We start from the raw sequence: 20,081 nt of genomic DNA, 5'->3' as shown, positions 1-20,081 counted from the left end.
CATTGACAAATGACACAGTTGATGATGACCTAATGGTGTGACGGACACTGAGGTACCGGCCCGCGCGACGTTGCGCGCGGTGGTCTCGGCCACGGCGACCCGCTGGACGCTGGGCTGCCTGACAAGCGCGATCCCGATGACGACGCCGGGGGTGTGGTTCGGCAGGCAGCTGATCGCCACCATCATGGCCCTCGGGGGCTCGATGCCCGCCGGTACCAGGATCGTCCCGGAATCCGGCGGCGAATGGGTGCTCGGGCCCGGCGTCGAATTCGGAAGGCGTGCAGGCTATTACGTACACGGCAGCGCGTATGTCATCTGTTCGGCGAAAACCCACCGCAAGCTGGTGGCCCGGCTGTCGGAGGCCACCGGCCTGCCGTTCTTCGTGGTCGACTACCGGCTGGCGCCCGAGCACCGGTTCCCCACCGCGGCGCACGACGTCGAAGCCGGCTACCGCTGGCTGCTCGCACAGGCCTACCAGGCATCCGACCTCGTCATCGCGGCCGACTCCGCCGGCGGTCACCTGACCTGCGACCTGCTGCTGGCCCACGCCGACGATCCGGCGTTCCAGCCGGCTGGTGTGGTGCTGTTCTCTCCACTGATTGACCTCACGCTCGGGCTGGCCGAACAGCAGGAGCGCACCCATCGCGATCCGGCGATGTCGGCGGGCGCGGCGCGCAAGATGGTCGGCCTATACACCCAGGGCCACGACCCCGAGCATCCCCGGCTGCGCCTTGACTTCACCGAGGCACGAGCCCTACCACCCATCCTGATCCAGGCCGGCGGGTTCGAGATGCTGCGCGCCGACGCGCGTCATCTGGACGCCGAACTGCGCAAGGCCGGCGGCCGCAGCATTCTCGAGGTCTGGCCGGGCATGGTGCACGTCTTCCAGGCCCTGCCGAACGTGGCCCCCGAGGCCAAGGCCGCACTGCGCCGGGCGGCGCACTTCATCACCGGCCAGTTTTCCGACGACCTGCAGGAGATCTGTTGATATTCAACCTGTTCGGCAGCGGCCCAAAACGCAGCACCGATGCCAAGGCCGTCGTGACCGGCGCCGGCAGCGGCATCGGACGGGCGTTCGCCCTCGAGCTCGCCCGCCGCGGTGGCGACGTCATCTGCGCGGATATCGACACCGACCGTGCCGCCGAAACGGTCGGCCTGATCGACCGGCTCTGGACGGGCAAAGGGCACGCCGTGCAGTGCGACGTATCCGACCGCGCCGCGATCGAGCTGTTGGCCAAGCAGGCGCAGGAGATCTTCGGCGGCGCGCCCACCTGCGTGATCAACAACGCCGGCGTCGGGATCGGTGGAAAGCCCGTCGGCGACATCGGGTTCGACGACTGGGACTGGGCGCTCGGCATCAACCTGTGGGGTGTCGTGTACGGCTGCGAGGTGTTCACACCCATCCTGCGTGAGGCCGGCCGCGGCGGGATCATCAACGTGGCCTCGGCCGCGGGCTTCGCGGCGGCGCCGTCGATGGCCGCCTACAACGTCTCCAAGGCGGGCGTGCTGTCCCTGTCGGAAACCCTGGCGGCCGAACTGGCCGGTACCGATATCGCGGTGACCGTGCTGTGCCCGACGTTCGTGAAAACCAATGTCTTCCAAGACGGGCGGATCACCCCCGGCTCGATGAACCTGAGTCAGCAACTGGCCCGCTGGACCGGTCTGTCGGCCGACAATGTCGCCGCTCGCACCCTCGACGCCCACGACGGCGGCCGGCTCTACGTCGTACCGCAACTGGACGCCACCGTCATCTGGCATCTGAAACGGCACTTCCCGTCCCTGTACGTCCGCGGCGCGGGGTTACTCGGCCGCCTGCTCCCCGACAACTGAAAGGCTCGATCATGGCAATGGATCTGGACAACATGCTGCAGATGATCAAGGACAAGCAGTGGGCCCTGGTCGACATCGACTGGGACGCAACGGGTGCCGAGCTCATCGACGCCGACCTGTGGGCCAAGCTCAAACCGTTCATGACCGACCTGATGTGGATCGAGAACGTCGGCGCCCGCGGATTCGCCGCACTGGCCAAGAAAGCCCCGACCCCGACGCTGAAGAGCATCTACGAGCACTTCCACGCCGAGGAGCAGAAGCACGCCAACGCCGAACTGGCGCTGATGCGCCGCTGGGGCATGCTCGAGGACGACGAGATCCCGCCGCCCAGCGTGAACGTGCAGTTGGTGATCAACTGGCTCGACAAGTACTCCGACGGCATGGATCTGACCTTCCTGGGCACCGTCATCCCGATGCTGGAGGTGGCACTCGACGGCGCCCTGATCAAATTCATCACCGACGAGGTCAAAGACCCGGTGGCGCAGGAGGTTTTCAAGCGCATCAACTCCGACGAGTCCCGGCATCTGGCCGTCGATTTCGAGGTGATGGACATCATCGGTCACGCCGATATGCGCAAACTGCTCATCAAACTGGTCGGCGGCTGGGTGAACCCGACCTTCCTGGTCGGGGTGCTCAGCTACGTACCGTTGCTGAACAAGATGCGGGACAACATCGTCGCCATGGGGGTGGACGAGGAGCGGCTGTACCAGGCCATGCGTCGGTTCCAAAGTGTCGGTGAGCGAAGCCAGTTCGCGCGACGGGTGCCGATGTACCGCATCATCTCGTGGCAGGGCCGCAAGGTGATCGACCGGACCTCCAAATACCATTGGATGGCCGATTCACTGGTGAAGATCACCGGCGTGATCCCGATCTCGCTGGTGCGCAACAACCCCACCTGGTCGCAAGAACTGACCTACGAGCCCGTCGCCTAGGAGCCCCTGATGACTGTCTCTGTCGCCATCATCGGTGCCGGTTTCGCCGGCATCGGCGCGGCCATCCGGCTCAAGGACCGCGGCATCACCGATTTCGAGATCTACGAACGGGATACCCGAGTCGGGGGCACCTGGCGGGACAACACCTATCCCGGTGCCGCCTGCGATATCCCGTCCCGGCTGTACTCCTACAGCTTCGCGCCCAACCCGGACTGGTCGCACACCTACTCCGGCAGCGCCGAAATCCTGCGCTACATCGACGATATGGTCACCGAGGCCGGCCTCCAGCCGCACATCCGCTTCGAGCACACCGTCACCGGCGTGGTCTACGACCAGGCTGCGGGGGAGTGGACGGTCAGCTTCGCCGATCGCGACCCGGTGCGTGCGCGGGCCGTGATCGTCGCCTCCGGCCCGCTGGCCAACGTGAGTCTGCCCGAGCTCCCGGGCATCGACACCTTCGAGGGCAAGAAGATCCACAGCGCCCGCTGGGATCACGGGTACGACTTCGCCGGTAAGAAGGTCGCCGTGGTCGGTACCGGTGCCAGTGCTGTGCAGATCGTGCCGGAACTGGTGAAGGTCGCCGAGTCGGTGAAGGTGTTCCAGCGCACCGCCGGATGGGTATTGCCGCGGTACAACACCTCAACCGCCGACTGGCTCAAGGACATCTACAAAACGGTGCCGCTGGCTGAAAAGCTGATGCGATCCGCCTGGTTCTGGGGCCACGAGTCGGTGGCGCTCGGTGTGGTTTGGGACACCCCCTTCACCCGGCTGGTGGAGGCCATCAGCAGGGCGAATCTGCGCGCCCAGGTGAAGGATCCGTGGCTGCGCCGGCAGCTCACTCCCGACTTCTCCGCCGGCTGCAAACGCCTGCTGATGACCAGTGATTACTACCCCGCCCTGCAGGCGGACAATTGCACATTGGTCACCTGGCCGATAGCGCGGCTGGCCCCCAGGGGAATTCGGACCGTGGAAGGTATCGAGCACCGGTTCGACGCGATCGTGTTCGCGACCGGTTTCGACGTGTCCAAGACCGGCACGCCGTTCCCGGTCACCGGTGTCGACGGGCGGGTGCTGGCATCGGAATGGAGCCGCGGGGCATACGCCTACCGCAGCGTCGCGGTGTCCGGCTACCCCAACCTGTACTTCACCTTCGGCCCCAACTCGGGCCCCGGGCACAGCTCGGCGTTGGTGTACATGGAGGCGCAGATCGACTACATCACCGAGGCGATCGGCAAGCTGCTGCAGTTCGGGTGGAAGGCGTTGGATGTCCGCCCCGACGTGCAGGCCCGCTACAACGAGCGGATCCAGCACCGGTTGCGGTCCACGACCTGGAACTCCGGCTGCCAGAGCTGGTATCTGACCGAGGACGGCTTCAACGCGACGATGTTCCCCGGTTTCGCCACCCAGTACGTCAACCAGCTCAAGGCGCTGGATCTGCGCGACTACCGGATCACCGCCGCCTAGACTCCGATGGTGGCCGAATACCGGATTGACGACCTCGCACGGGAGGCGGGGACGACGACCCGGAATGTTCGCGTCTACCAGGAGAGCGGTCTGCTGCCCCGGCCCCAGCGTCGCGGCCGGGTCGCCATCTACACCGATAAGCACCTACGCCAGTTGCAGGCGATCGTCCGCTTGCTCAGCGAGGGCTTCACCGTCAAGCACATCCTGAAGTTCCTGACCGGCCTGCAGCGCGGCGAGGGCCTGATGGAGGTGCTCGACCTGCAAGACCTCGGCGAGTTGGTCACCGAACCGTGGTCGCACCCGGTGCCCGAGACGCTGACCCGCGAACAGTTGCAGGCCCGACTCGGCGAACTCACCGCGGCAACCCTGCGCAAGCTCATCACCAACGGGATCATCGAGGCGGCCGACGACGCGGACACCTACCTGGTGCGCGACAGCCGCGTCATCGACGACTTCGGCAAACTGGTCTCGCGCGGCCTGCCGCTCACGGTGATCCTGAAGACGACGGCGACGGTGGACAGAAAACTCGACGAGGCCGCCAGGGCGCTGACCGAGGCCGGTCACGCCGAAGTCGTCCGGCAACGCGGCACGGGCTGGTATCCGAGCAACGATGTCGAATTGGCCTGGGCCGCCGACCTGATCGACGTGATGCGCCGGGTGGCGCGCCGCTCGGCACACGCCAGCCTGGACCGTGCGTTGGACGAGGCGGTGCGTGCCGAACTCCGGCGCTACCAGCAGGGAGAGCAGCAGAGATGAAACGGCTCAAAGTTTTCGAAGATATCTCCGAACTGCGCCGCTCGGCGCAGTTCATCGCGCAGAACATCGCCGAACTCAGCGAGAGCGCGGCCGGCATCAATCGTCATGCCGAGAAGATCGCCGGCGAGATCGCCACCCTGACCGAAGCCGCCAGCGGCATCGACTCCTCTGCGGAGAGGATTGCCGCCGGCGCCAACGCGATCGCCGAGACGCTGCCGCGCATCCAGCGGCTGGCCGAGGTCGTCGATCCGCTGGAGAGCACGGTGGCGCGGCTGGGCTGGGTGGTGGACCGGATACCCGGTGGACGGCGTACCCAGTGAACCCCCCGACCGCCGCGATCACCCGGTTCTGGAGTCTGGCCGCGCCGCTGTACGACCAGCACTGCCTGCAGCGGTGGGTGTACCGGCCCGCCCAGGACGAGGTGCTCGCCCAGCTGCGCCGGTACGGCTCCCGTCAGATCGCCGATATTGCCTGCGGGACGGGCATTCTCACCAACCGCATCCAGCGTGAGCTGCTGCCCGACGAGGTGTACGGCGTCGACATGGCCGACGGCATGCTCGCGCAGGCGCGCAAACGCTCCGACCGGGTGCGCTGGATGTCCGCGCCCGCCGAGAAGCTGCCGTTCGCCGACGGTTTTCTGGATGCCGTGGTGACCACGTCGGCGTTTCACTTCTTCGACCAACCGGCGGCGCTACGGGAGTTCCACCGGGTGCTGCGTCCGGGTGCAGTGGTGGTGGCCACCACCATCAGCCCGAGCGCGCGAGCGGTCAGGGCGTTGTTCACCGACGCCGGTTTCACGGTCGCCGATCAGCACCCGGTACGCCGGCCGTTCTGGACGCCCGTGTCGGACGTCATCACAGTCGGCGTGAAGCCCCCGCAACCGTAGCGACGACGGCCAACAACACCGTCGCCAACCCCAGCGCCCCGGCGTGATACCCATGCACCACCAGCGCGGCGCCGGCCAGCGCGCCGAGGAACATGCCCAGCACCGGGACCAGCCTGCGGCGTGCCTTGCTGCCATGTCCGGACGCGGCGTCCGAGGCGATCCCGGTGAGGGTCAGGGTGAGCACCGTGGTGGTCAGGTCGGGCACCGCCAGCGCCCGCGCCGTCGCGTTCTGCAGACCCATGCCGATGCCCAGCAAGACGATCAGCGCACTCAGGCTCCAGCTTCGGTAGGGCACCGGCGCGGCGATGACCACCGCCAGAGCGGCTGCGACGCAGACCAATTCGATGACCGTCGAGGTCAACAAGTGTCTTCGCCGGTCATCGCCGAGGCGCTTGCGCAGCGACCCGCCGAAGGCGGCGCCGATCAGAAAGGTGGCGACGGCGAGCAGCAGGGCCCACCAGAGGAAACCCGGCGCACCCGCCAGCGCGAACCCGCTGAACACCACGTTGCCGGTCATATTGGCCACCAGGACGTGCCCGAGAGCCAGGTAGCTGAACGCGTCCACCACGCCGGTGACGACCGTGAGGAGCAGCAGCAGCCGTGGCAGCGGTGCGCTCAATCCCTCACTCACGTCAGTTCGACCAGCACCGGCGCGTGATCGCTGGGCTGCTTGCCCTTACGTTCTTCGCGGACGATCTCGGCATGCGTGACGCGGTCCGCGAATTCCGGTGACCCGAGGATGAAGTCGATGCGCATCCCTTGTTTCTTCGGGAAGCGCAGCTGGGTGTAATCCCAGTAGGTGTACACGCCGGGACCGGGGGTGTACGGGCGCACGATGTCGGTGAACCCGGCGTCGTGGAAGGCGCGGAACGCCGCCCGCTCCGGTTCCGAGACATGGGTGGACCCCTCGAAGACGGCGGGATCCCAGACGTCCTCGTCGGTCGGTGCGATGTTCCAGTCGCCCATCAGGGCCACCGGACCCGGCCAACCGGCTGACGAAACACGCAGTGCCTCCAGCCATTCCAGCTTGTAGGTGTAGTGCTTGTCGGCCAGCGTGCGACCGTTGGGAATGTAGAGGCTCCACAGCCGGACCCCGCCGCAGGTCGCCCCGATGGCGCGCGCCTCGGCCAGCCCGTCCCACAACGGCTGGCCGGGGAATCCGATCTCGACATCGTCGAGGCCCACCCGCGACGCGATCGCCACCCCGTTCCACTGGTTCAGCCCGATATGGGCGACCTCGTAACCCAGCGCGGCGAACGGCATGGCCGGGAACTGCGCGTCGGTGCACTTGGTCTCCTGCATGGCCAGCACGTCGATATCGGCGCGCGCCAGCCAGTCGGTGACGCGGTCGACCCGGGTGCGGATGGAGTTGACGTTCCAGGTGGCTACACGCATGCGAGATCCTTACGCAGGGCCGTGAAATCGGTGATGGTCTTGGTGGCCACCGACGCGACCGGTCGGGCGTTGCGGCCGGTGGCCTCGGTCTTGGACACCATCACCACACCGTCGATATAGGGCTGGATGGTGGTCGCGTTCTGCACGGTGGCCACGATGACCAACTGGAAGCCGAACTTGCGGAACGCCTCCAAAGCCTGAGAGGCGAACTGCGGATCGGACTTGGAGAACGCCTCGTCGAGCATCAGCTGGGCGAAAACGGGGGTGTTGTCCCCGCTGTCGGGATTGGCCAGATTGAAGCTCAGCGCACCGGCCAGGCAGAACGCCATCAGTTTCTCCTGCTCACCGCCGGAGTTGTCACCGGCATTGCTGTGGGTGCGGATCAGGTCGTCGGTGCGCACATCCCATTCGGCACAGTCGAAGGTGAACCGGTTGCGCACGTCCAGTGCGTCACGGGTCCAGTTGCGATCCTCGGGCGCGGTGCTGGCCAACCGGTTCCGCAGCCGCAGGATATCGGCGTACTGCTCCAATATGGCTTTCTTGTCACCCATGCTGACCTCGGCGACCCGGCGCGAGATCGCCTTGACGATCTCGGTGAGCTCGGAGACGGCGGCCAGGCTGCGCGGGGTGGCCCGCAGCGTCAACCGGGTGCCGCGGTTGAACTCCACCGCGCTCAATCCGCCGTTGACGCGGTCGATCTGCTCACTGATCCGCCGGGTCTCCTGCTCGGCCACCCGGTGCAGCGTCAGGATGGCATCGGGGGCCTGTTCGGTGATCAACCGCATCATCCGGTCGTAGGCGTCCGGCAACTCGCGTTCGTCGATGTGCCGGCACACTGCCACGTAATCGTGCACCCGCTCGTCGAGGTCATCGGAGTCGTTCGGGATGGCATCCGGGAACGAGGTGTCGAAGGTGGCGATGATGCGGGACAGCTCTTCATAAGAGCGCCTGCGGCTTTCGGTGAGCTGATCGCGTTCCCGGCGGATCGCGGCGAGCAGCGCGTCGCGGTGCGGCTCGGGGTTGAGCAGCTCGAGGGCGACCGGCAGCTCGGCGGCGAACCGGCGCAGCAGCTCGGTGGCCGGCTCGGAGACGGCGGGCGGGGAGAGCCGGTCGGCCAGCTCCAGCAGCTGGGTGCGGCGGCTGTCCAGGTCGTCACGCCTGGTCTGGATCGCACCGCGGCGGGTCATCAGCGTCTGGATGTCGGTCCAGCATTCCTCGGCCCGGGCGCTGAGGGCTTCGATATCCGGGTGGTCGGCCAACAACAGTTCGTACTGTTCGCGCAGTCGATCGGCATGCCCGTCGGCGGTCTCGCTGTCGATCTGGCTCCACTGCGGGAACTGCTCGTAGATGGCCCTGCACGCTGCGGCCCGGTCGCGCCACTGCTGGCGTTGGGCGGCAATGTCATCGGCGGCCTTGCGGGCTCGCGCGAAGGTATCCTCGGCCTCGGCCAGTTCGGTGTGCAGCGCCTCCAGTTTGGCGCTGATATCACCCTGGTAGATGTACTCCGACGGTTTCAGCGGCCTGCGGTCGTCCTTGACGGCAACCCGGTCGGATTCCTTGTAGAGCCCCGAATCGGTGACCGCGCGGCGGAACCGGGCGAAGACGTCGGGGGTGTCGACGCAGATATGGTCACCGGCGTCGGCGATCACGTCGAGCGCCTCGGCAGCGCAGGCGTGGTCGGGGTTGACCAGGAACAGCTTGCCGGCCAGCGTGTTCGGCTCGGGTGCGGTGCCACTTGCGCTGTTGCGGACATGGTGTAGCGCCAGCCGTCCGCGCATGTTGGTCTCGTTGACGAACCGCAACACCTTGGCGTGGTGCCGGTCGGGTACCAGCAGTCGCAGCCCGACGCCGCGCAGCACCTTCTCCACCGCGACGCGCCAGCGCTGCTGGTCCGGCTGAAGATCGAAAAGCTCTGCCACATAGGGCAACTCAGCGGGATCGACACCGATCGCGGTGCAGATGTGGTCGCGCATTGCCACCGCGAACTCGGGCAATGCCGAGCCCACCTGCTCCACCCGCTTGAGCTCCTTGGCGGCGTTGTCGCGCAGGATGCGGGCCGACTTCTGGGCGTACTCGGCATCGGTCGAGGCATCGCGCCCCCACTCCAGCTTGCCGAGCATCTCGGTGGCCTGTTTGGTGAGCGCCTCACGCAGCTCCCAGAACTCGTCCGCACTGTCCGGCACGTCGATACCCTGTGCGGTGACCAGTTCCTCGAACGCGGCACGCCGACGGGACACTTCCTCGGCCTGTGATTCGGCGGCGGTGACCTGGGCCTGCAGCGGTCCCACATTGGAGCTGGCGCCGCTGATCTGGGCGTTGAGCGAATCGCCCTCGGCCTTGGCCAGATTCAGCTGACGGGTCAGGTCGGCGTATTCGTTGTCCAGTTGCGTGATGGTGGCGTCCAACGCCTCGATCTGGGCCGGGCATTCGCGCAGCCGGACGTGATCGGTGTAGGCCCGCACCATCGGCGGATCGACCAGGTCGATGATGCCCAGATCGCTGGACTCCGAGGCGTAACGCACCTGGATCGCCTCGATATCGCCGAGGATCTTGCGTTTGCGTTGCGCGACCGCGAGCAGCTCGCGGGCCTCCACCAAGGGGTCGATCTGCTTGAGTGCCTCGGGCAGCCGGGCCAGGCTGTCCGGCTCGTCGAGCATGAAGTCGCGGACGAACTGTTCCAGCCCGCCAACGCTTTTCAGCGACTTGGCCTTACCGAGCAGTTGCTGGGCGGCATCGGAGGCGCGGATCCCGATGGAGGAGTAGAGCTGAGCCAGGTACTGGGACTCCACCTTGGTGGAGAACCGCCAGTGGTTTTTGAACACGCTCGCATCGAAACGCCCGGCCGCCCATCGGTTGCAGACATCCTCGATGCTCAGGTCGCCGTCGCCCAGCACGTAGCGGCTCGACGAATCCGAACGGGACTCACCGGTCAGCCATTTCAGCACCAGGCCGGTGATGGCACGCCCGGTGTTGCTCCGGTAGGTGACCGCAACCGCAGACCAGGTGGTGCCCTCACCGCGCAGGTACATCACCTGGCTGGAGCCCCCGTCGCTGCGCTGGCCCCAGGCCCCGCGTACATACTTGTCGACCGTGCGCCGCCCGGCGCTGGAGCCGGCGGCGGTGTTATCGCCGGAGGCGTTGAAGTTGCGCCGGTTGAACGGCAGGAAGCCCAGCGAGATCGCATCCAGCAGTGAGGATTTACCGCTACCCGAGGCGCCGGCGATGAGCGCGCCCCCCGGCCCGAAGCAGATGTCGTGGTAGCCGTCGAACACGCCCCAGTTGATGACCTGCAGTCGGGACAGGTGGAACTGCTCACTCATCGCCCGCGCCGCCCTTCAGGAGTGCCTCGAACTGCTGCTGCAGTTCGGTGATCACCGAGGCCGACATGATGGCGCTGATCACCGGGCTGACCGTATAGCTGTCCTCGTCATCGCGGGTCTTGCGCAGGATCTCCAACCCGGCCAGCCGTGCGACGGCGGCGTCGATGCGTGCGGCGAAGGTGACGGCGTCGCGGTCGGTGTCGTTGAGCACCCCGGCGAACAGGCCGTGGATCTCGTCGCGGCTGATGACGAAACTCGCGTCACCGCCGGCGCGCATCATCTGCGCCAGGTGCAGGGCCAGGATGGAGTCGTAGGTACCCAACGGTTCCCGCCGCAACAGCTTGACGCCCCGGGCCGACTCGTAACGGGCCTGCTCGATGAACGCGATCTCCACGCCCTCGGCGATCTGCAACTGTAGGTCCAATTCGGACAGTCGGACCGCCAGGTCGGCTCGGTACTCCTTGATCCAGCTGTAGATATCGCTGTCGGATTCGTTGCTGACGTAGCGCCGGGTGAGCAGGTGCTGCAGCGCCCAGCAGGCACGGTCGGGTAGCGCACTGACGTCGCCCTCGAAGCGGGGCCGGCGCTGTTGCGCCGGCGCGGCGGCCCGGCCGGTGCGGTCGACGTCGGGCAGCGAGGCGAAATCAACTGGCGTATCGGTCATGAGGATGCAACTCCGGCAATGGGTTCGGTGAACATCAGGTGCGGAACCTCCATCTCGCGGTCGCGGCCGTCGAGCGAATGGAACCGGACGAGCGTCGGTGGGGGATCGGTCGTGCCCCTATCTGGATTGCCGCCTCCGGCGGCGGGCTGCTTGAGCGCCCACGACCACAGCACGATCACGTGCCCGAGGTACGGGGTGTCCAGCATCGAGACCGCGTCGGGCAGGGACAGGGGGGCCGCACGCAGCGCGGTGTTGATCATCGCCGACATCGCGGGGGCGTCCACCTGGGTGGTCAGCGCCGCGAAGGTGGACAGGTCCACGTCGCCCTCGGCGGCGGCCGCCGGTTTCGGCGCGGACAGGTCGCTGATGCGGAAGCTCAGGGCGCCCACCGAACTGATGGTGTGCCGGGCCAGCGGCACGTCGATGTCCAGCCGGGAATCCGTCAGCGACACCTTGAGCAGGGCTCGGGCCGCGCCGATGGCTTCGTTGAGCTGCCGCGCGATCCCGCGGCTCTGCTCCAGCGTGCCGAACGCGGTGAACCGCTTGACCCGCTGCGCGCAGCGCTGCTGGATGCGTTCCACCTCGTCGATCTGATGTCCGACCAGTTCGAAGAAACCGGCCATCACCTTGCGCAGCGCGGGGTCCAGGTCGGGCAGCGCCCCGGCCACCGCGGCGATATCGCCCTCGAACGCCATGCGCTGCTCGGGATCGTTGATCATCCGCAGGAACGCTCGATGCGAATCACGACCGGAGGACTCCCAGGCCTGCTGATAATCGGCGTACATCTGCCGCTGCCGGTCCCGGTACTCGGTATTGGTCTCGATCGGGTCGTCGAGCGCGGCGGTGGCCTGCTCGATCATCGTGCCGTACAAGCCGATATCTGTGATCAGCCGTTCCATCTGCAATGCGATGGCGCGGGCTTCGTCGTACATCGAGGTGACGTCGGGCTCGGGACGCAACCCGGCGTCGAGTTCCTCCAGTTCGCGGTGCAGGGCCGCGATCTCGGCCTCGATGCCGGCCCGGATGCGTACCGGGTTGTTGTCGACGCGGACGGCGACCTGCTTGAGCCGGGAGGCGATGCCGTTGATGGAGCCGCCGGTGGCGATGGTGTCGTTGCGGCGCATGCCGCGGACGAAGTCCAGTGCCCGGCGGGCGTCCTGGGTCAGATAGCAGACGTTGCGGTCACCCTTGACGACGCGGTGCAGCCAGCCCTGGCTGGCCCACGTCTTGATGAGGGCCAGGCCGGTCTGCTCGAGCTCGTCGAGGTCTTCCAGATCGCGATCCAGACGCACCACCAGATCGGTCTCGGGCACCAGCCCGTCGAGCAGGTGCCGCTCCATCAGCGTGGCGTAGATGGCCAGGTTCTGGGTGGCCAGCAGCCGGACCGCGCGCGTGGACTGCACGTCGCGGTTGAGTTGGAGTAACTCATGCATCGGGAAGGAGGCTTTCTGCGCGCAGGTACCGCAGCGTGTGGTGCAGGCGGAAACCCATCGAGTGGTACAGCGTGGCGGCGGGCTCGTTGTCGGCGAGCACCTGTACGTAGGCCCGGGTGGCCCCGTGCCCGGCCGCCCAGCCCAGCAGTGCCGAACATACCGTGCGGGCGTGCCCGCGGCGCCGCGAATCCTCGGTGACCCGCACACAGGAGATCCCCGCCCAGCGGGTGCCGTCCGGAGCTGTCGTCACCGCACCGCGGCCCACCGCGGTGCCATATCCCGTCGCTTCGCTCGCCCCGGTGCCATATCCCGTCGCTTCGCTCGCCCCGGTGCCATATCCCGTCGCTTCGCTCGCCCCGGCACCGCCGAGGGTGGCGAAAGCAACCCGGCCGTCGACGACGGCCGTCAACACCTCGACCGGGACGTTGCGCTCGTAGATCCGTAGCCACCGGTCGTCCGGGCGGGACGGGAGGTCGGCGGGGGCATCCTCGGGCTCGATATCACGGACCAGCACGCGGGTGGCCTTGATGCCGGGCGTTGTGACCGGCAGCAGCCGATCGGGCAGGGCCAGCCAGGCCGGCAGGTCTCGTGCGGCATACCACTGCTGGATGTCGGCCAGGGCGTGCGTCGTCGCCTCGAAGTGCAGGGGCACCGCCGAATTGGCGCGGCTGGTGTAACCCCCGCCGGCACGCAGCAGCCAACCGTCGTGCCAGTGCTGCTCGGTGCCCGGCCAGGCCAGCGCCGCTGCGTGTTCCAGCGCGCGGATCTCGGAATTGCGCACCGTGACATGGGACAGTTCGCGCACCGACACCACATCGCCGGGGGCGATGTGGACCGTGTCACCGGACTTGGTCCGTATCGACACCAGGGGGGTGAGCGCTTGGATCTCGCCGACGACGTCGGAGAGGCCGTCGGGCACGCGGTAGCGCAGCGACACCCGGTCGCCGACGGTGGTCATCTAGCGGGCATCAGTGGCCGAACGGGTCGGGATCCTCGCCGGGCATCCAGCTCAGGCCGGGGACACCCCACTTGTTGGCCTTCACCATCCGCTTGGCGGCGCGGGCGTGCCGGCCGATCAGTCCGTCCAGGTAGGTGAAACCGTCGAGGTGGCCGGTCTCGTGCTGCAGCATCCGGGCGAACAGGCCGGTGCCCTCCAGAGTGATGGGCGTGCCGTCGGCGTCGAGTCCGGTGACGCGAGCCCAGTCGGCGCGGCCCCGCGGGAACGACTCACCCGGCACCGAAAGGCACCCCTCGTCGTCGTTGTCGGGGTCGGGCATGGTCTCCGGCAGCTCGGAAGTCTCCAGCACCGGGTTGACCACCACACCGCGCCGGCGCACCGTCTTGCCGCGTTCGTCGGCGCAGTCGTAGACGAACACGCGCTCGGTGCGGCCAATCTGGTTGGCGGCCAGGCCAACCCCGTTGGCGGCATCCATGGTGTCGTACATGTCGGTGATCAGCTCGGCCAGTTCGGCGGGCAGCGCACCGTCAGGTCCGACGGGAACCGGGGTGGTCGCGGTGTGCAGGACGGGATCGCCCACGATGCGAATCGGTACAACAGCCACGGTTGGCAAGCTTAAGTCAGCCGACTCGCGGGTAACGATCACGCCCGCATTACCGCGGCCGTGATTGAATGAGCGCCGAACAACAGTCTTGTAATTCTTTTGATGATGTCGGAAGGGCCCAAGGAGCGAGATGGACGGCGCTATCGCGCGGACTGAGCAATCCGGGGATGATTCCGAGCCCGCCGATGGCCTGACGCGCCGCGAACACGACATCCTGGCCTTCGAACGCCAGTGGTGGAAATACGCGGGATCCAAGGAAGAAGCCATCAAGGAACTGTTCGGGTTGTCCCCGTCGCGCTACTACCAGGTGCTCAACGCGCTGGTGGACCGCCCGGAGGCGCTCGCGGCCGACCCGATGCTGGTCAAGCGGCTGCGCCGGGTCCGCGCCAGCCGGCAGAAGGCCAAGGCCGCCCGGCGGCTCGGGTTCGAGGTCACCTAGACCGCTAGTCTGGGCTTCGATGAACCAGCGTGACTCCTCCGGGCTGCCCCTGCGCGCCATGGTGATGGTGCTGCTCTTCCTCGGCGTGGTCTTCCTGCTGGTGGCATTCCAGTACATGGGCTCCGACGACAGCGACAGCAGCGACTCCACCTCGGCCAGCGTGACGACCAGCGCCACCACGACCACCAAGACCTCGGCAGCACCCGCGCCGAAGGCCGACGTCCGGGTGTACAACATCTCCGATGTGGCCGGGGCCGCCGAAGGTACGGCCACCAAACTGCGCGACGCGCAGTGGAACGTCACCGAGACCGGCAACCTCACCTTGGACGGCGTCACCGCGACGACGGTTTACTTCGGCGAGGCGGCGGGGGAGAAGGAAGCCGCCGAAGCGGTGGGCAAGCTCCTCAACGCGCCCGTCGAACCGCGGCTGCCCGCACTCGCAGAGCAACCGCCGGGCGTGATCGTGGCGGTCACCGGCTAGGCTCTCGGGCATGCCGATCTCAGCTCCGCTTCGTGCCGTCGCCGCCGCAGCCTTCCTGGTCCCGATCGCCGCAGCCTGCTCGCCCTACGAGCCGGTTGCCACCCAGCCCGGGACCACCCCGGCAATTTGGACCGGGTCACCCGCCCCGTCCGCCGAGGCAGGCCACGGCGCAGGTAGCGAGACCCCGGCCGCCGGGCACGGCGAGAAGCTCAGCGCGCAACTGAAGCTGGCCGACGGCACCGCCGTCGCCACCGCCGATTTCGAGTTCGCCGACGGCGTCGCGACCGTCACCGTGCAGACCACCACCCCCGGCAAGCTGGCCCCCGGCTTCCACGGGCTGCACATCCACTCGGTCGGCAAGTGTGAGGGCGACTTCACCAGCGCCGGTGGGCATCTGCAGGTGCCCGGGCACACTGCCCACCCGGCCAGCGGCGACCTGAGCTCCCTGCAGGTGCGCAGTGACGGCACCGGCAAGCTGGTGACGACGACCGACGCGTTCACCGCCGAGCAGCTGCTGGCCGGCACCCAGACCGCGATCATCATCCACGAGAAGGCCGACAACTTCGCCAACATTCCTGCCGAGCGTTACCAGCAGGTCAACGGCACCCCGGGTCCGGACGAGACCACCATGGCGACCGGCGATGCCGGCAAGCGGGTAGCTTGCGGTGTCATCGGCGCCGCATAGGTCCAGGATCGACTTCGCCGGGTCACCCCGGCCGACCCTTGGTGTCGAGTGGGAGTTCGCCCTCATCGATCCGGTGACCCGCGACCTGGCCAACGAGGCCGCGGCCGTCATCGCCGAGCTCGGCGAAACCCCGCACGTCCACAAGGAATTGCTGCGCAACACCGTAGAGGTCGTCACCGGTATCTGTGACACCGTCCCGCAGGCCATCGACGATCTGCACGGCACGCTGAGCACGGTGCAGCGCATCGTGCACGCCCGCGGCATGGAGCTGTTCTGCGCGGGCACCCACCCGTTCGCCGAATGGGAGATGCAGCAGCTCACCGACGGCGCGCGGTATGCCGAACTGATCAAGCGCACCCAGTGGTGGGGCCGCCAGATGCTGATCTGGGGCGTGCATGTGCACGTCGGGATCTCGTCGGCGCACAAGGTGATGCCGATCATCACCTCGCTGCTCAACCAGTACCCGCACCTGCTGGCACTGTCGGCGTCCTCGCCGTACTGGGACGGCGAGGACACCGGGTACGCGAGCAACCGGGCGATGATGTTCCAACAGTTGCCGACGGCCGGGCTGCCGTTCCACTTCCAGAAGTGGTCGGATTTCGAACGATTCGTCTACGACCAGAAGAAGACCGGCATCATCGACCACATGAACGAGATCCGGTGGGATATCCGGCCCTCGCCGCATCTGGGCACCATCGAGGTCCGGATCTTCGACGGGGTGTCCAATCTGGCCGAACTCGGTGCGCTGGTGGCGCTGACCCACAGCCTGATCGTGGACCTGGACCGGCGCCTGGATGCCGGAGAGCAACTGCCCACCATGCCGCCGTGGCATGTGCAGGAGAACAAGTGGCGCGCCGCGCGGTACGGCCTGGACGCCGAGATCATCCTGGACGCCGACAGCAACGAGCGCCTCGTCACCGATGATCTCGACGATCTGCTGACCCGACTGGAGCCGGTGGCGATGTCGCTGGGGTGCGCCGACGAGCTGGCCCGCGTCGAGTCGATCTACCGGCTGGGCGGGTCGTATCAGCGCCAGCGCCGGGTAGCCGAGGAGCACGACGGTGATCTGCGTGCCGTCGTCGACGGGTTGATCGGGGAGTTGCAGCTGTGAAGGTCCGCGCGGTCGTCCTGGTGCTTGTCGCGCTGGTATTGGCGGGCTGTAGCAAGGAGATTGCAGGCACCCCGATGGCCGACCCCGCCGCGACGGTGTCCGAGACTCCGGCGCCCACGCGTCTGCCCAGAACCATCCAGATCCCGATTCCGTCGTTTCCGAACCTGCCGAACCTGCCGATCCCCACACCGGGTGGACCGCCGCCGACCGGGCTGGCCGCCACCACGTGCGGTGACTACCAGACCATGGACAAGACCCAGCAGCGCCAGGTGATCGATGCCATCGGCAAGGACAACCAGCTGGTGCAGATGAATCCGGAGCTGTGGCTGGGGCTGGCCAGCGCCATGTGCGCCTTCACCCCGAAGACCACCCTGGTTCGCGATGCCGTTGCGGGACAGGGATTCCGGTGAGTGTGACCCCGATGTTCCCGCTCGAGGTGGCGATGCTACCCGGGGAGCAGTTGCCGTTGCGGATCTTCGAACCCCGGTATTCGGCGATGATCACCGATTGCCTGGCCTCGGACCGCGCGTTCGGTGTGGTGTTGATCGCCGCGGGCCGGGAGGTCGGCGGTGGGGATGCCCGCAACGACGTCGGCGCGCTGGCCCGGATCGTCGACGTTGCCGAGCAGGGCGGCGGGCGGTACCGGTTGCGTGCCGAGGTGGCCGAACGGCTGCGGGTGACAGAGTGGCTCAGCGATGAGCCATATCCCAGAGCCGACGTGGCGCCCTGGCCCGACGAGCCGGGCACCCCGGTCACTGGTTCGGCGATTGTCGACGTGGAAGACGCTGTGCTGGAAGTGTTTTCGCGGGTGGCCGAGGTCAAACAGCAGGAGTTGCCCTCGCGTGAGGAGCTGCTCGGCTCGGTCGAGCCGGGGCAGGACGCCGGTGAGCGGCTGTACGCGCTGGCAGCCCGGCTCCCGATCGGCCAGGCCGACCGGTACGCGGTACTGGCCGCGCCGTCGGCGTCGGCCCGGTTGGCCGTGCTGGCCGAGGCCGTCGAGACGCTGCGTGCGATGGTGGAGTTCCAGCTCGGGCAATGACTAATGCCTGGAGGCGGCACCCCAGCGGTGCATTGCCTCGGCAAGGTCGGACGTTCCCCGTCCCTGCTCGAAATCGCATGGCAGCATCCAGGCGGTCCCGGCAACGGTGTGGGGTACCAGCAGCGTCTGATGTGGTCGCGCAGCCTGCACCAGAGACCCTTTGCATAGTCGGCGCGGAATGGCGCATGCCGCCTTGTAGATACGTCCGGAGGTGTGCGGCCCCGTCCGGTACTCCTCATGGTCGGCGCAGAAGACCGGGTGGGCGGTGGCGACCCCCGCCCCCTGGAGGTCCAAACCCACTGTGAGGACGAGGGCGTGAAGTAGACGCCAGCGCCAGCGCATATTTAGGTGATACATCACTATTAGTTATACGGCTGATTCCTGCGATGTGTCCGCATCATGGTCGGTGCCAGGAATTCGATGCGGTAAACTACGTGATGTATCACCGAAATGTCGCGGCACTGCTGCGGGAGGGACACCAACAAATGACCGTCGATTATGTGGCAGCCGTTCGTCATGCGTATGACGTTGCCGAGCGGAAGGACCTGGATGGGTGGATCGCCTGCTTCACCCCTGACGGTGCGTTCACCGACAATTCGGTGGGCGTGACCTACCGCGGACATGATCTGGCCGAACCGGTCCGCAACTACGGCACCGCCTTCTCCGACATGCACCGCGAACTCGGCCGCATCTATACCGACGGCAACACGGTGATCGTCCAGCTCGCCCTGCAAGGGACGCACGACGGCCCGCTGCAACTGCCCTTCGGCCAGCTACCGGCGACCGGCCGACGTATGGACGCACCCTGCGCCGATGTCTTCGAACTCGACGACGCAGGCAAGATCATCCGCTTCGATTGCTACCCGGAAGGGTCGGTCATCTTCGCCCAACTCGGTGTGCTGACGAATCTCGAAGCCGCTCTGCAGAAGACATCCTGAGCGGCGGGCTGCCCACCCTCAACGTCGGAGCCGCCGGCTACTCCGCCAAATCATCTTTGGCCAGGGAGTCCTGCAGGTTCTGCTCCCGGTAGGCCAGCTGACCCACCCGGTTGGCCACCACCGGGGCGGTGATCAGGGTGAACAGCCCGGCCAGGATGACCATGCCGACATCGGCGTTGCCGCGCAACCGGATTGCCGCACCGCACAACACCAACAGCAGGCCGAGCACCTGCGGCTTGGAGGCGGCGTGCATGCGCGACAGGGTATCCGGGAAGCGCACCACGCCGATCGCCGCGGTCAGCGCCAGCGCCGAACCGCCCAGCACCAGGACGGCCGCGAGCACGTCCAGAATCATCAGCCGTCCTCCTTGTCACGCACGCGGAAGCGGGCCACACTCACCGAACCGACGAAACTGATCAGCGCCAGCGCGGTCAGGCTGTAGGTGACGGTGGTGTCCAGGCTGAACGCCGCCCAGGTGCCGATGGCGCACATCGACACGGCCACAAAGGTATCCAGTGCCACCAGCCGGTCCAGCGTGCTCGGGCCGGCCAGCAGGCGGTACATCGTCACTGCCGCGGCCGTGGACAACATCACCGCCGCGATCACCCACACGGTCAGCATGCGCGGGCCCCCTGCCAATCGGCGTCCCGTTCGAACGCGGCCACCATCAACCGCTCCACCGTGGCGGTCTGACGATAGAACTTGTCCACGGCGCGCTGCGTGCCGACATCGATCACGTGCACGTAGATGAGCCGCCGGGCCTGGTCGATCTCCAGCACGATCGTGCCCGGGATGAGGTTGATGATGTTGACCGCCAGCGCCAGCACCAGATCGGATTTGATGTTCAGATGCGCGCGCAGCACGGCGGTCGGCGGAATCCGCCCCGGCTTGATCGCCAGCCAGGCCACCTGCGTCGAGGACACCACCAGTGACCACGTGACATAGGCGACCAGCACCACGAAGGACAGTGGCCGCAGCCGGCCGTCCACGGGCACCGGCGGCAACGGCAGCAGCACCGTGATGATCAGCGCGACCACCAGACCGCCGACGATATTGGCCGCCGAGATGCTGCCCCACAACAGGATCCACACCAATGCCAGCCAGCACAGGGTCCAGATCCGCAGTGCCACCCGTCTCGTCATGTCA

24 protein-coding genes are annotated in these 20,081 nt (G+C 67.2%); 14 read left to right on the top strand and 10 right to left on the bottom strand.

Annotated features, from left to right (window positions below; translation table 11 throughout):
• The first annotated feature begins 37 nt into the window (after positions 1-37).
• From SBI67_RS06440 to SBI67_RS06410, 7 genes are read left to right on the top strand one after another with little or no spacing between them, the layout of a single operon-like run.
• A complete protein-coding gene (locus tag SBI67_RS06440) occupies positions 38-988 on the top strand; it encodes an alpha/beta hydrolase (protein ID WP_318979755.1) in 951 nt (316 codons plus the stop codon).
• Positions 985-1,830, top strand: a complete 846-nt coding sequence (locus SBI67_RS06435) for an SDR family NAD(P)-dependent oxidoreductase (protein ID WP_318979754.1) — start codon at positions 985-987, stop codon at positions 1,828-1,830. Before SBI67_RS06440 ends, SBI67_RS06435 begins: the two co-directional genes overlap by 4 nt.
• An 11-nt stretch (positions 1,831-1,841) precedes the next feature.
• Positions 1,842-2,762 carry a ferritin-like domain-containing protein gene (locus SBI67_RS06430; protein WP_318979753.1) on the top strand — a complete coding sequence of 307 codons (921 nt, stop codon included), beginning with the start codon at positions 1,842-1,844 and terminating at the stop codon, positions 2,760-2,762.
• Positions 2,763-2,771: 9 nt separating this feature from the next.
• A complete protein-coding gene (locus tag SBI67_RS06425) occupies positions 2,772-4,226 on the top strand; it encodes a flavin-containing monooxygenase (protein WP_318979752.1) in 1,455 nt (484 codons plus the stop codon).
• Positions 4,227-4,232: 6 nt separating this feature from the next.
• Entirely contained in the window at positions 4,233-4,982 is a 750-nt protein-coding gene (locus SBI67_RS06420; protein ID WP_318979751.1) for a MerR family transcriptional regulator, read from the top strand.
• A complete protein-coding gene (locus tag SBI67_RS06415; RefSeq protein ID WP_318979750.1) occupies positions 4,979-5,302 on the top strand; it encodes a methyl-accepting chemotaxis protein in 324 nt (107 codons plus the stop codon). Before SBI67_RS06420 ends, SBI67_RS06415 begins: the two co-directional genes overlap by 4 nt.
• Positions 5,299-5,868, top strand: a complete 570-nt coding sequence (locus SBI67_RS06410; RefSeq protein WP_318979749.1) for a class I SAM-dependent methyltransferase — start codon at positions 5,299-5,301, stop codon at positions 5,866-5,868. Before SBI67_RS06415 ends, SBI67_RS06410 begins: the two co-directional genes overlap by 4 nt.
• Here SBI67_RS06410 and SBI67_RS06405 read toward each other — a convergent pair.
• Genes SBI67_RS06405 through SBI67_RS06375 form a run of 7 tightly spaced genes read right to left on the bottom strand, consistent with a single transcriptional unit; the run spans position 5,837 to position 14,242 of the window.
• A complete protein-coding gene (locus SBI67_RS06405; protein ID WP_318979748.1) occupies positions 5,837-6,499 on the bottom strand; it encodes a YoaK family protein in 663 nt (220 codons plus the stop codon). The genes SBI67_RS06410 and SBI67_RS06405 overlap by 32 nt on opposite strands.
• Entirely contained in the window at positions 6,496-7,263 is a 768-nt protein-coding gene (locus SBI67_RS06400; RefSeq protein ID WP_318979747.1) for an exodeoxyribonuclease III, read from the bottom strand. Before SBI67_RS06400 ends, SBI67_RS06405 begins: the two co-directional genes overlap by 4 nt.
• Entirely contained in the window at positions 7,254-10,583 is a 3,330-nt protein-coding gene (locus tag SBI67_RS06395; protein WP_318979746.1) for an ATP-binding protein, read from the bottom strand. The genes SBI67_RS06400 and SBI67_RS06395 overlap by 10 nt, the downstream gene beginning before the upstream one ends.
• The gene (locus SBI67_RS06390) at positions 10,576-11,247 is read right to left on the bottom strand and encodes a DUF4194 domain-containing protein (RefSeq protein WP_318979745.1); all 672 of its coding nucleotides are present in this window, start codon (positions 11,245-11,247) and stop codon (positions 10,576-10,578) included. Before SBI67_RS06390 ends, SBI67_RS06395 begins: the two co-directional genes overlap by 8 nt.
• Entirely contained in the window at positions 11,244-12,680 is a 1,437-nt protein-coding gene (locus SBI67_RS06385; protein WP_318979744.1) for a DUF3375 domain-containing protein, read from the bottom strand. Before SBI67_RS06385 ends, SBI67_RS06390 begins: the two co-directional genes overlap by 4 nt.
• The gene (locus SBI67_RS06380) at positions 12,673-13,638 is read right to left on the bottom strand and encodes an N-acetylglutamate synthase, CG3035 family (RefSeq protein ID WP_318979743.1); all 966 of its coding nucleotides are present in this window, start codon (positions 13,636-13,638) and stop codon (positions 12,673-12,675) included. The genes SBI67_RS06385 and SBI67_RS06380 overlap by 8 nt, the downstream gene beginning before the upstream one ends.
• Positions 13,639-13,648: 10 nt before the next feature.
• Positions 13,649-14,242, bottom strand: coding sequence for a peptide deformylase (locus SBI67_RS06375; protein WP_266045207.1), 594 nt, complete (start codon positions 14,240-14,242; stop codon positions 13,649-13,651).
• Positions 14,243-14,372: 130 nt separating this feature from the next.
• Between SBI67_RS06375 and napA the strand changes: the two genes are divergently transcribed.
• The 7 genes from napA (at position 14,373) to SBI67_RS06340 (ending at position 18,935) form a co-directional block, all read left to right on the top strand.
• Complete coding sequence (gene napA / locus SBI67_RS06370) at positions 14,373-14,681, top strand: nucleoid-associated protein NapA (RefSeq protein ID WP_024451719.1); 309 nt, start codon at positions 14,373-14,375, stop codon at positions 14,679-14,681.
• Positions 14,682-14,700: 19 nt separating this feature from the next.
• Complete coding sequence (locus SBI67_RS06365; RefSeq protein WP_318979742.1) at positions 14,701-15,162, top strand: LytR C-terminal domain-containing protein; 462 nt, start codon at positions 14,701-14,703, stop codon at positions 15,160-15,162.
• Between the two features lie 10 nt (positions 15,163-15,172).
• Complete coding sequence (gene sodC, locus SBI67_RS06360; RefSeq protein WP_318979741.1) at positions 15,173-15,847, top strand: superoxide dismutase[Cu-Zn]; 675 nt, start codon at positions 15,173-15,175, stop codon at positions 15,845-15,847.
• Positions 15,828-16,958, top strand: coding sequence for a glutamate--cysteine ligase (locus SBI67_RS06355; RefSeq protein WP_318979740.1), 1,131 nt, complete (start codon positions 15,828-15,830; stop codon positions 16,956-16,958). The genes sodC and SBI67_RS06355 overlap by 20 nt, the downstream gene beginning before the upstream one ends.
• Positions 16,955-17,368 carry a hypothetical protein gene (locus SBI67_RS06350; protein WP_318979739.1) on the top strand — a complete coding sequence of 138 codons (414 nt, stop codon included), beginning with the start codon at positions 16,955-16,957 and terminating at the stop codon, positions 17,366-17,368. Before SBI67_RS06355 ends, SBI67_RS06350 begins: the two co-directional genes overlap by 4 nt.
• Entirely contained in the window at positions 17,365-17,997 is a 633-nt protein-coding gene (locus tag SBI67_RS06345; RefSeq protein WP_318979738.1) for an LON peptidase substrate-binding domain-containing protein, read from the top strand. The genes SBI67_RS06350 and SBI67_RS06345 overlap by 4 nt, the downstream gene beginning before the upstream one ends.
• Positions 17,998-18,482: 485 nt before the next feature.
• Entirely contained in the window at positions 18,483-18,935 is a 453-nt protein-coding gene (locus SBI67_RS06340) for a nuclear transport factor 2 family protein (RefSeq protein ID WP_318979737.1), read from the top strand.
• 37 nt (positions 18,936-18,972) lie between these two features.
• On the opposite strand, the gene mnhG is transcribed toward SBI67_RS06340, so the two are convergent.
• Genes mnhG through SBI67_RS06325 form a run of 3 tightly spaced genes read right to left on the bottom strand, consistent with a single transcriptional unit; the run spans position 18,973 to position 20,077 of the window.
• On the bottom strand, positions 18,973-19,290 hold the full coding sequence (mnhG, locus tag SBI67_RS06335) for a monovalent cation/H(+) antiporter subunit G (RefSeq protein ID WP_413232415.1): 318 nt from the start codon (positions 19,288-19,290) through the stop codon (positions 18,973-18,975).
• Positions 19,290-19,556, bottom strand: coding sequence for a monovalent cation/H+ antiporter complex subunit F (locus SBI67_RS06330; RefSeq protein ID WP_266045198.1), 267 nt, complete (start codon positions 19,554-19,556; stop codon positions 19,290-19,292). Before SBI67_RS06330 ends, mnhG begins: the two co-directional genes overlap by 1 nt.
• Positions 19,550-20,077 carry a Na+/H+ antiporter subunit E gene (locus tag SBI67_RS06325; protein WP_318979736.1) on the bottom strand — a complete coding sequence of 176 codons (528 nt, stop codon included), beginning with the start codon at positions 20,075-20,077 and terminating at the stop codon, positions 19,550-19,552. Before SBI67_RS06325 ends, SBI67_RS06330 begins: the two co-directional genes overlap by 7 nt.
• Between the last annotated feature and the right edge of the window lie 4 nt (positions 20,078-20,081).

The organism is Mycolicibacterium chengduense (genome assembly GCF_033741155.1).
GTDB lineage: Bacteria > Actinomycetota > Actinomycetes > Mycobacteriales > Mycobacteriaceae > Mycobacterium.
Note: the sequence above shows the minus strand (reverse complement) of the source record. Positions and strands in the feature narration are given on the sequence as shown.

What these genes read in the sequence shown, in the direction of transcription:
- SBI67_RS06430 (WP_318979753.1), top strand. Translation starts at nt 1,842, where the DNA reads ATGGCAATGGATCTGGACAACATGCTGCAGATGATCAAGGACAAGCAG.
- SBI67_RS06425 (WP_318979752.1), top strand. Translation starts at nt 2,772, where the DNA reads ATGACTGTCTCTGTCGCCATCATCGGTGCCGGTTTCGCCGGCATCGGC.
- SBI67_RS06420 (WP_318979751.1), top strand. Translation starts at nt 4,233, where the DNA reads ATGGTGGCCGAATACCGGATTGACGACCTCGCACGGGAGGCGGGGACG.
- SBI67_RS06415 (WP_318979750.1), top strand. Translation starts at nt 4,979, where the DNA reads ATGAAACGGCTCAAAGTTTTCGAAGATATCTCCGAACTGCGCCGCTCG.
- SBI67_RS06400 (WP_318979747.1), bottom strand. Translation starts at nt 7,263, where the DNA reads ATGCGTGTAGCCACCTGGAACGTCAACTCCATCCGCACCCGGGTCGAC.
- SBI67_RS06395 (WP_318979746.1), bottom strand. Translation starts at nt 10,583, where the DNA reads ATGAGTGAGCAGTTCCACCTGTCCCGACTGCAGGTCATCAACTGGGGC.
- SBI67_RS06390 (WP_318979745.1), bottom strand. Translation starts at nt 11,247, where the DNA reads ATGACCGATACGCCAGTTGATTTCGCCTCGCTGCCCGACGTCGACCGC.
- SBI67_RS06385 (WP_318979744.1), bottom strand. Translation starts at nt 12,680, where the DNA reads ATGCATGAGTTACTCCAACTCAACCGCGACGTGCAGTCCACGCGCGCG.
- SBI67_RS06380 (WP_318979743.1), bottom strand. Translation starts at nt 13,638, where the DNA reads ATGACCACCGTCGGCGACCGGGTGTCGCTGCGCTACCGCGTGCCCGAC.
- napA (WP_024451719.1), top strand. Translation starts at nt 14,373, where the DNA reads ATGGACGGCGCTATCGCGCGGACTGAGCAATCCGGGGATGATTCCGAG.
- SBI67_RS06365 (WP_318979742.1), top strand. Translation starts at nt 14,701, where the DNA reads ATGAACCAGCGTGACTCCTCCGGGCTGCCCCTGCGCGCCATGGTGATG.
- sodC (WP_318979741.1), top strand. Translation starts at nt 15,173, where the DNA reads ATGCCGATCTCAGCTCCGCTTCGTGCCGTCGCCGCCGCAGCCTTCCTG.
- SBI67_RS06340 (WP_318979737.1), top strand. Translation starts at nt 18,483, where the DNA reads ATGACCGTCGATTATGTGGCAGCCGTTCGTCATGCGTATGACGTTGCC.
- mnhG (WP_413232415.1), bottom strand. Translation starts at nt 19,290, where the DNA reads ATGATTCTGGACGTGCTCGCGGCCGTCCTGGTGCTGGGCGGTTCGGCG.
- SBI67_RS06330 (WP_266045198.1), bottom strand. Translation starts at nt 19,556, where the DNA reads ATGCTGACCGTGTGGGTGATCGCGGCGGTGATGTTGTCCACGGCCGCG.
- SBI67_RS06325 (WP_318979736.1), bottom strand. Translation starts at nt 20,077, where the DNA reads ATGACGAGACGGGTGGCACTGCGGATCTGGACCCTGTGCTGGCTGGCA.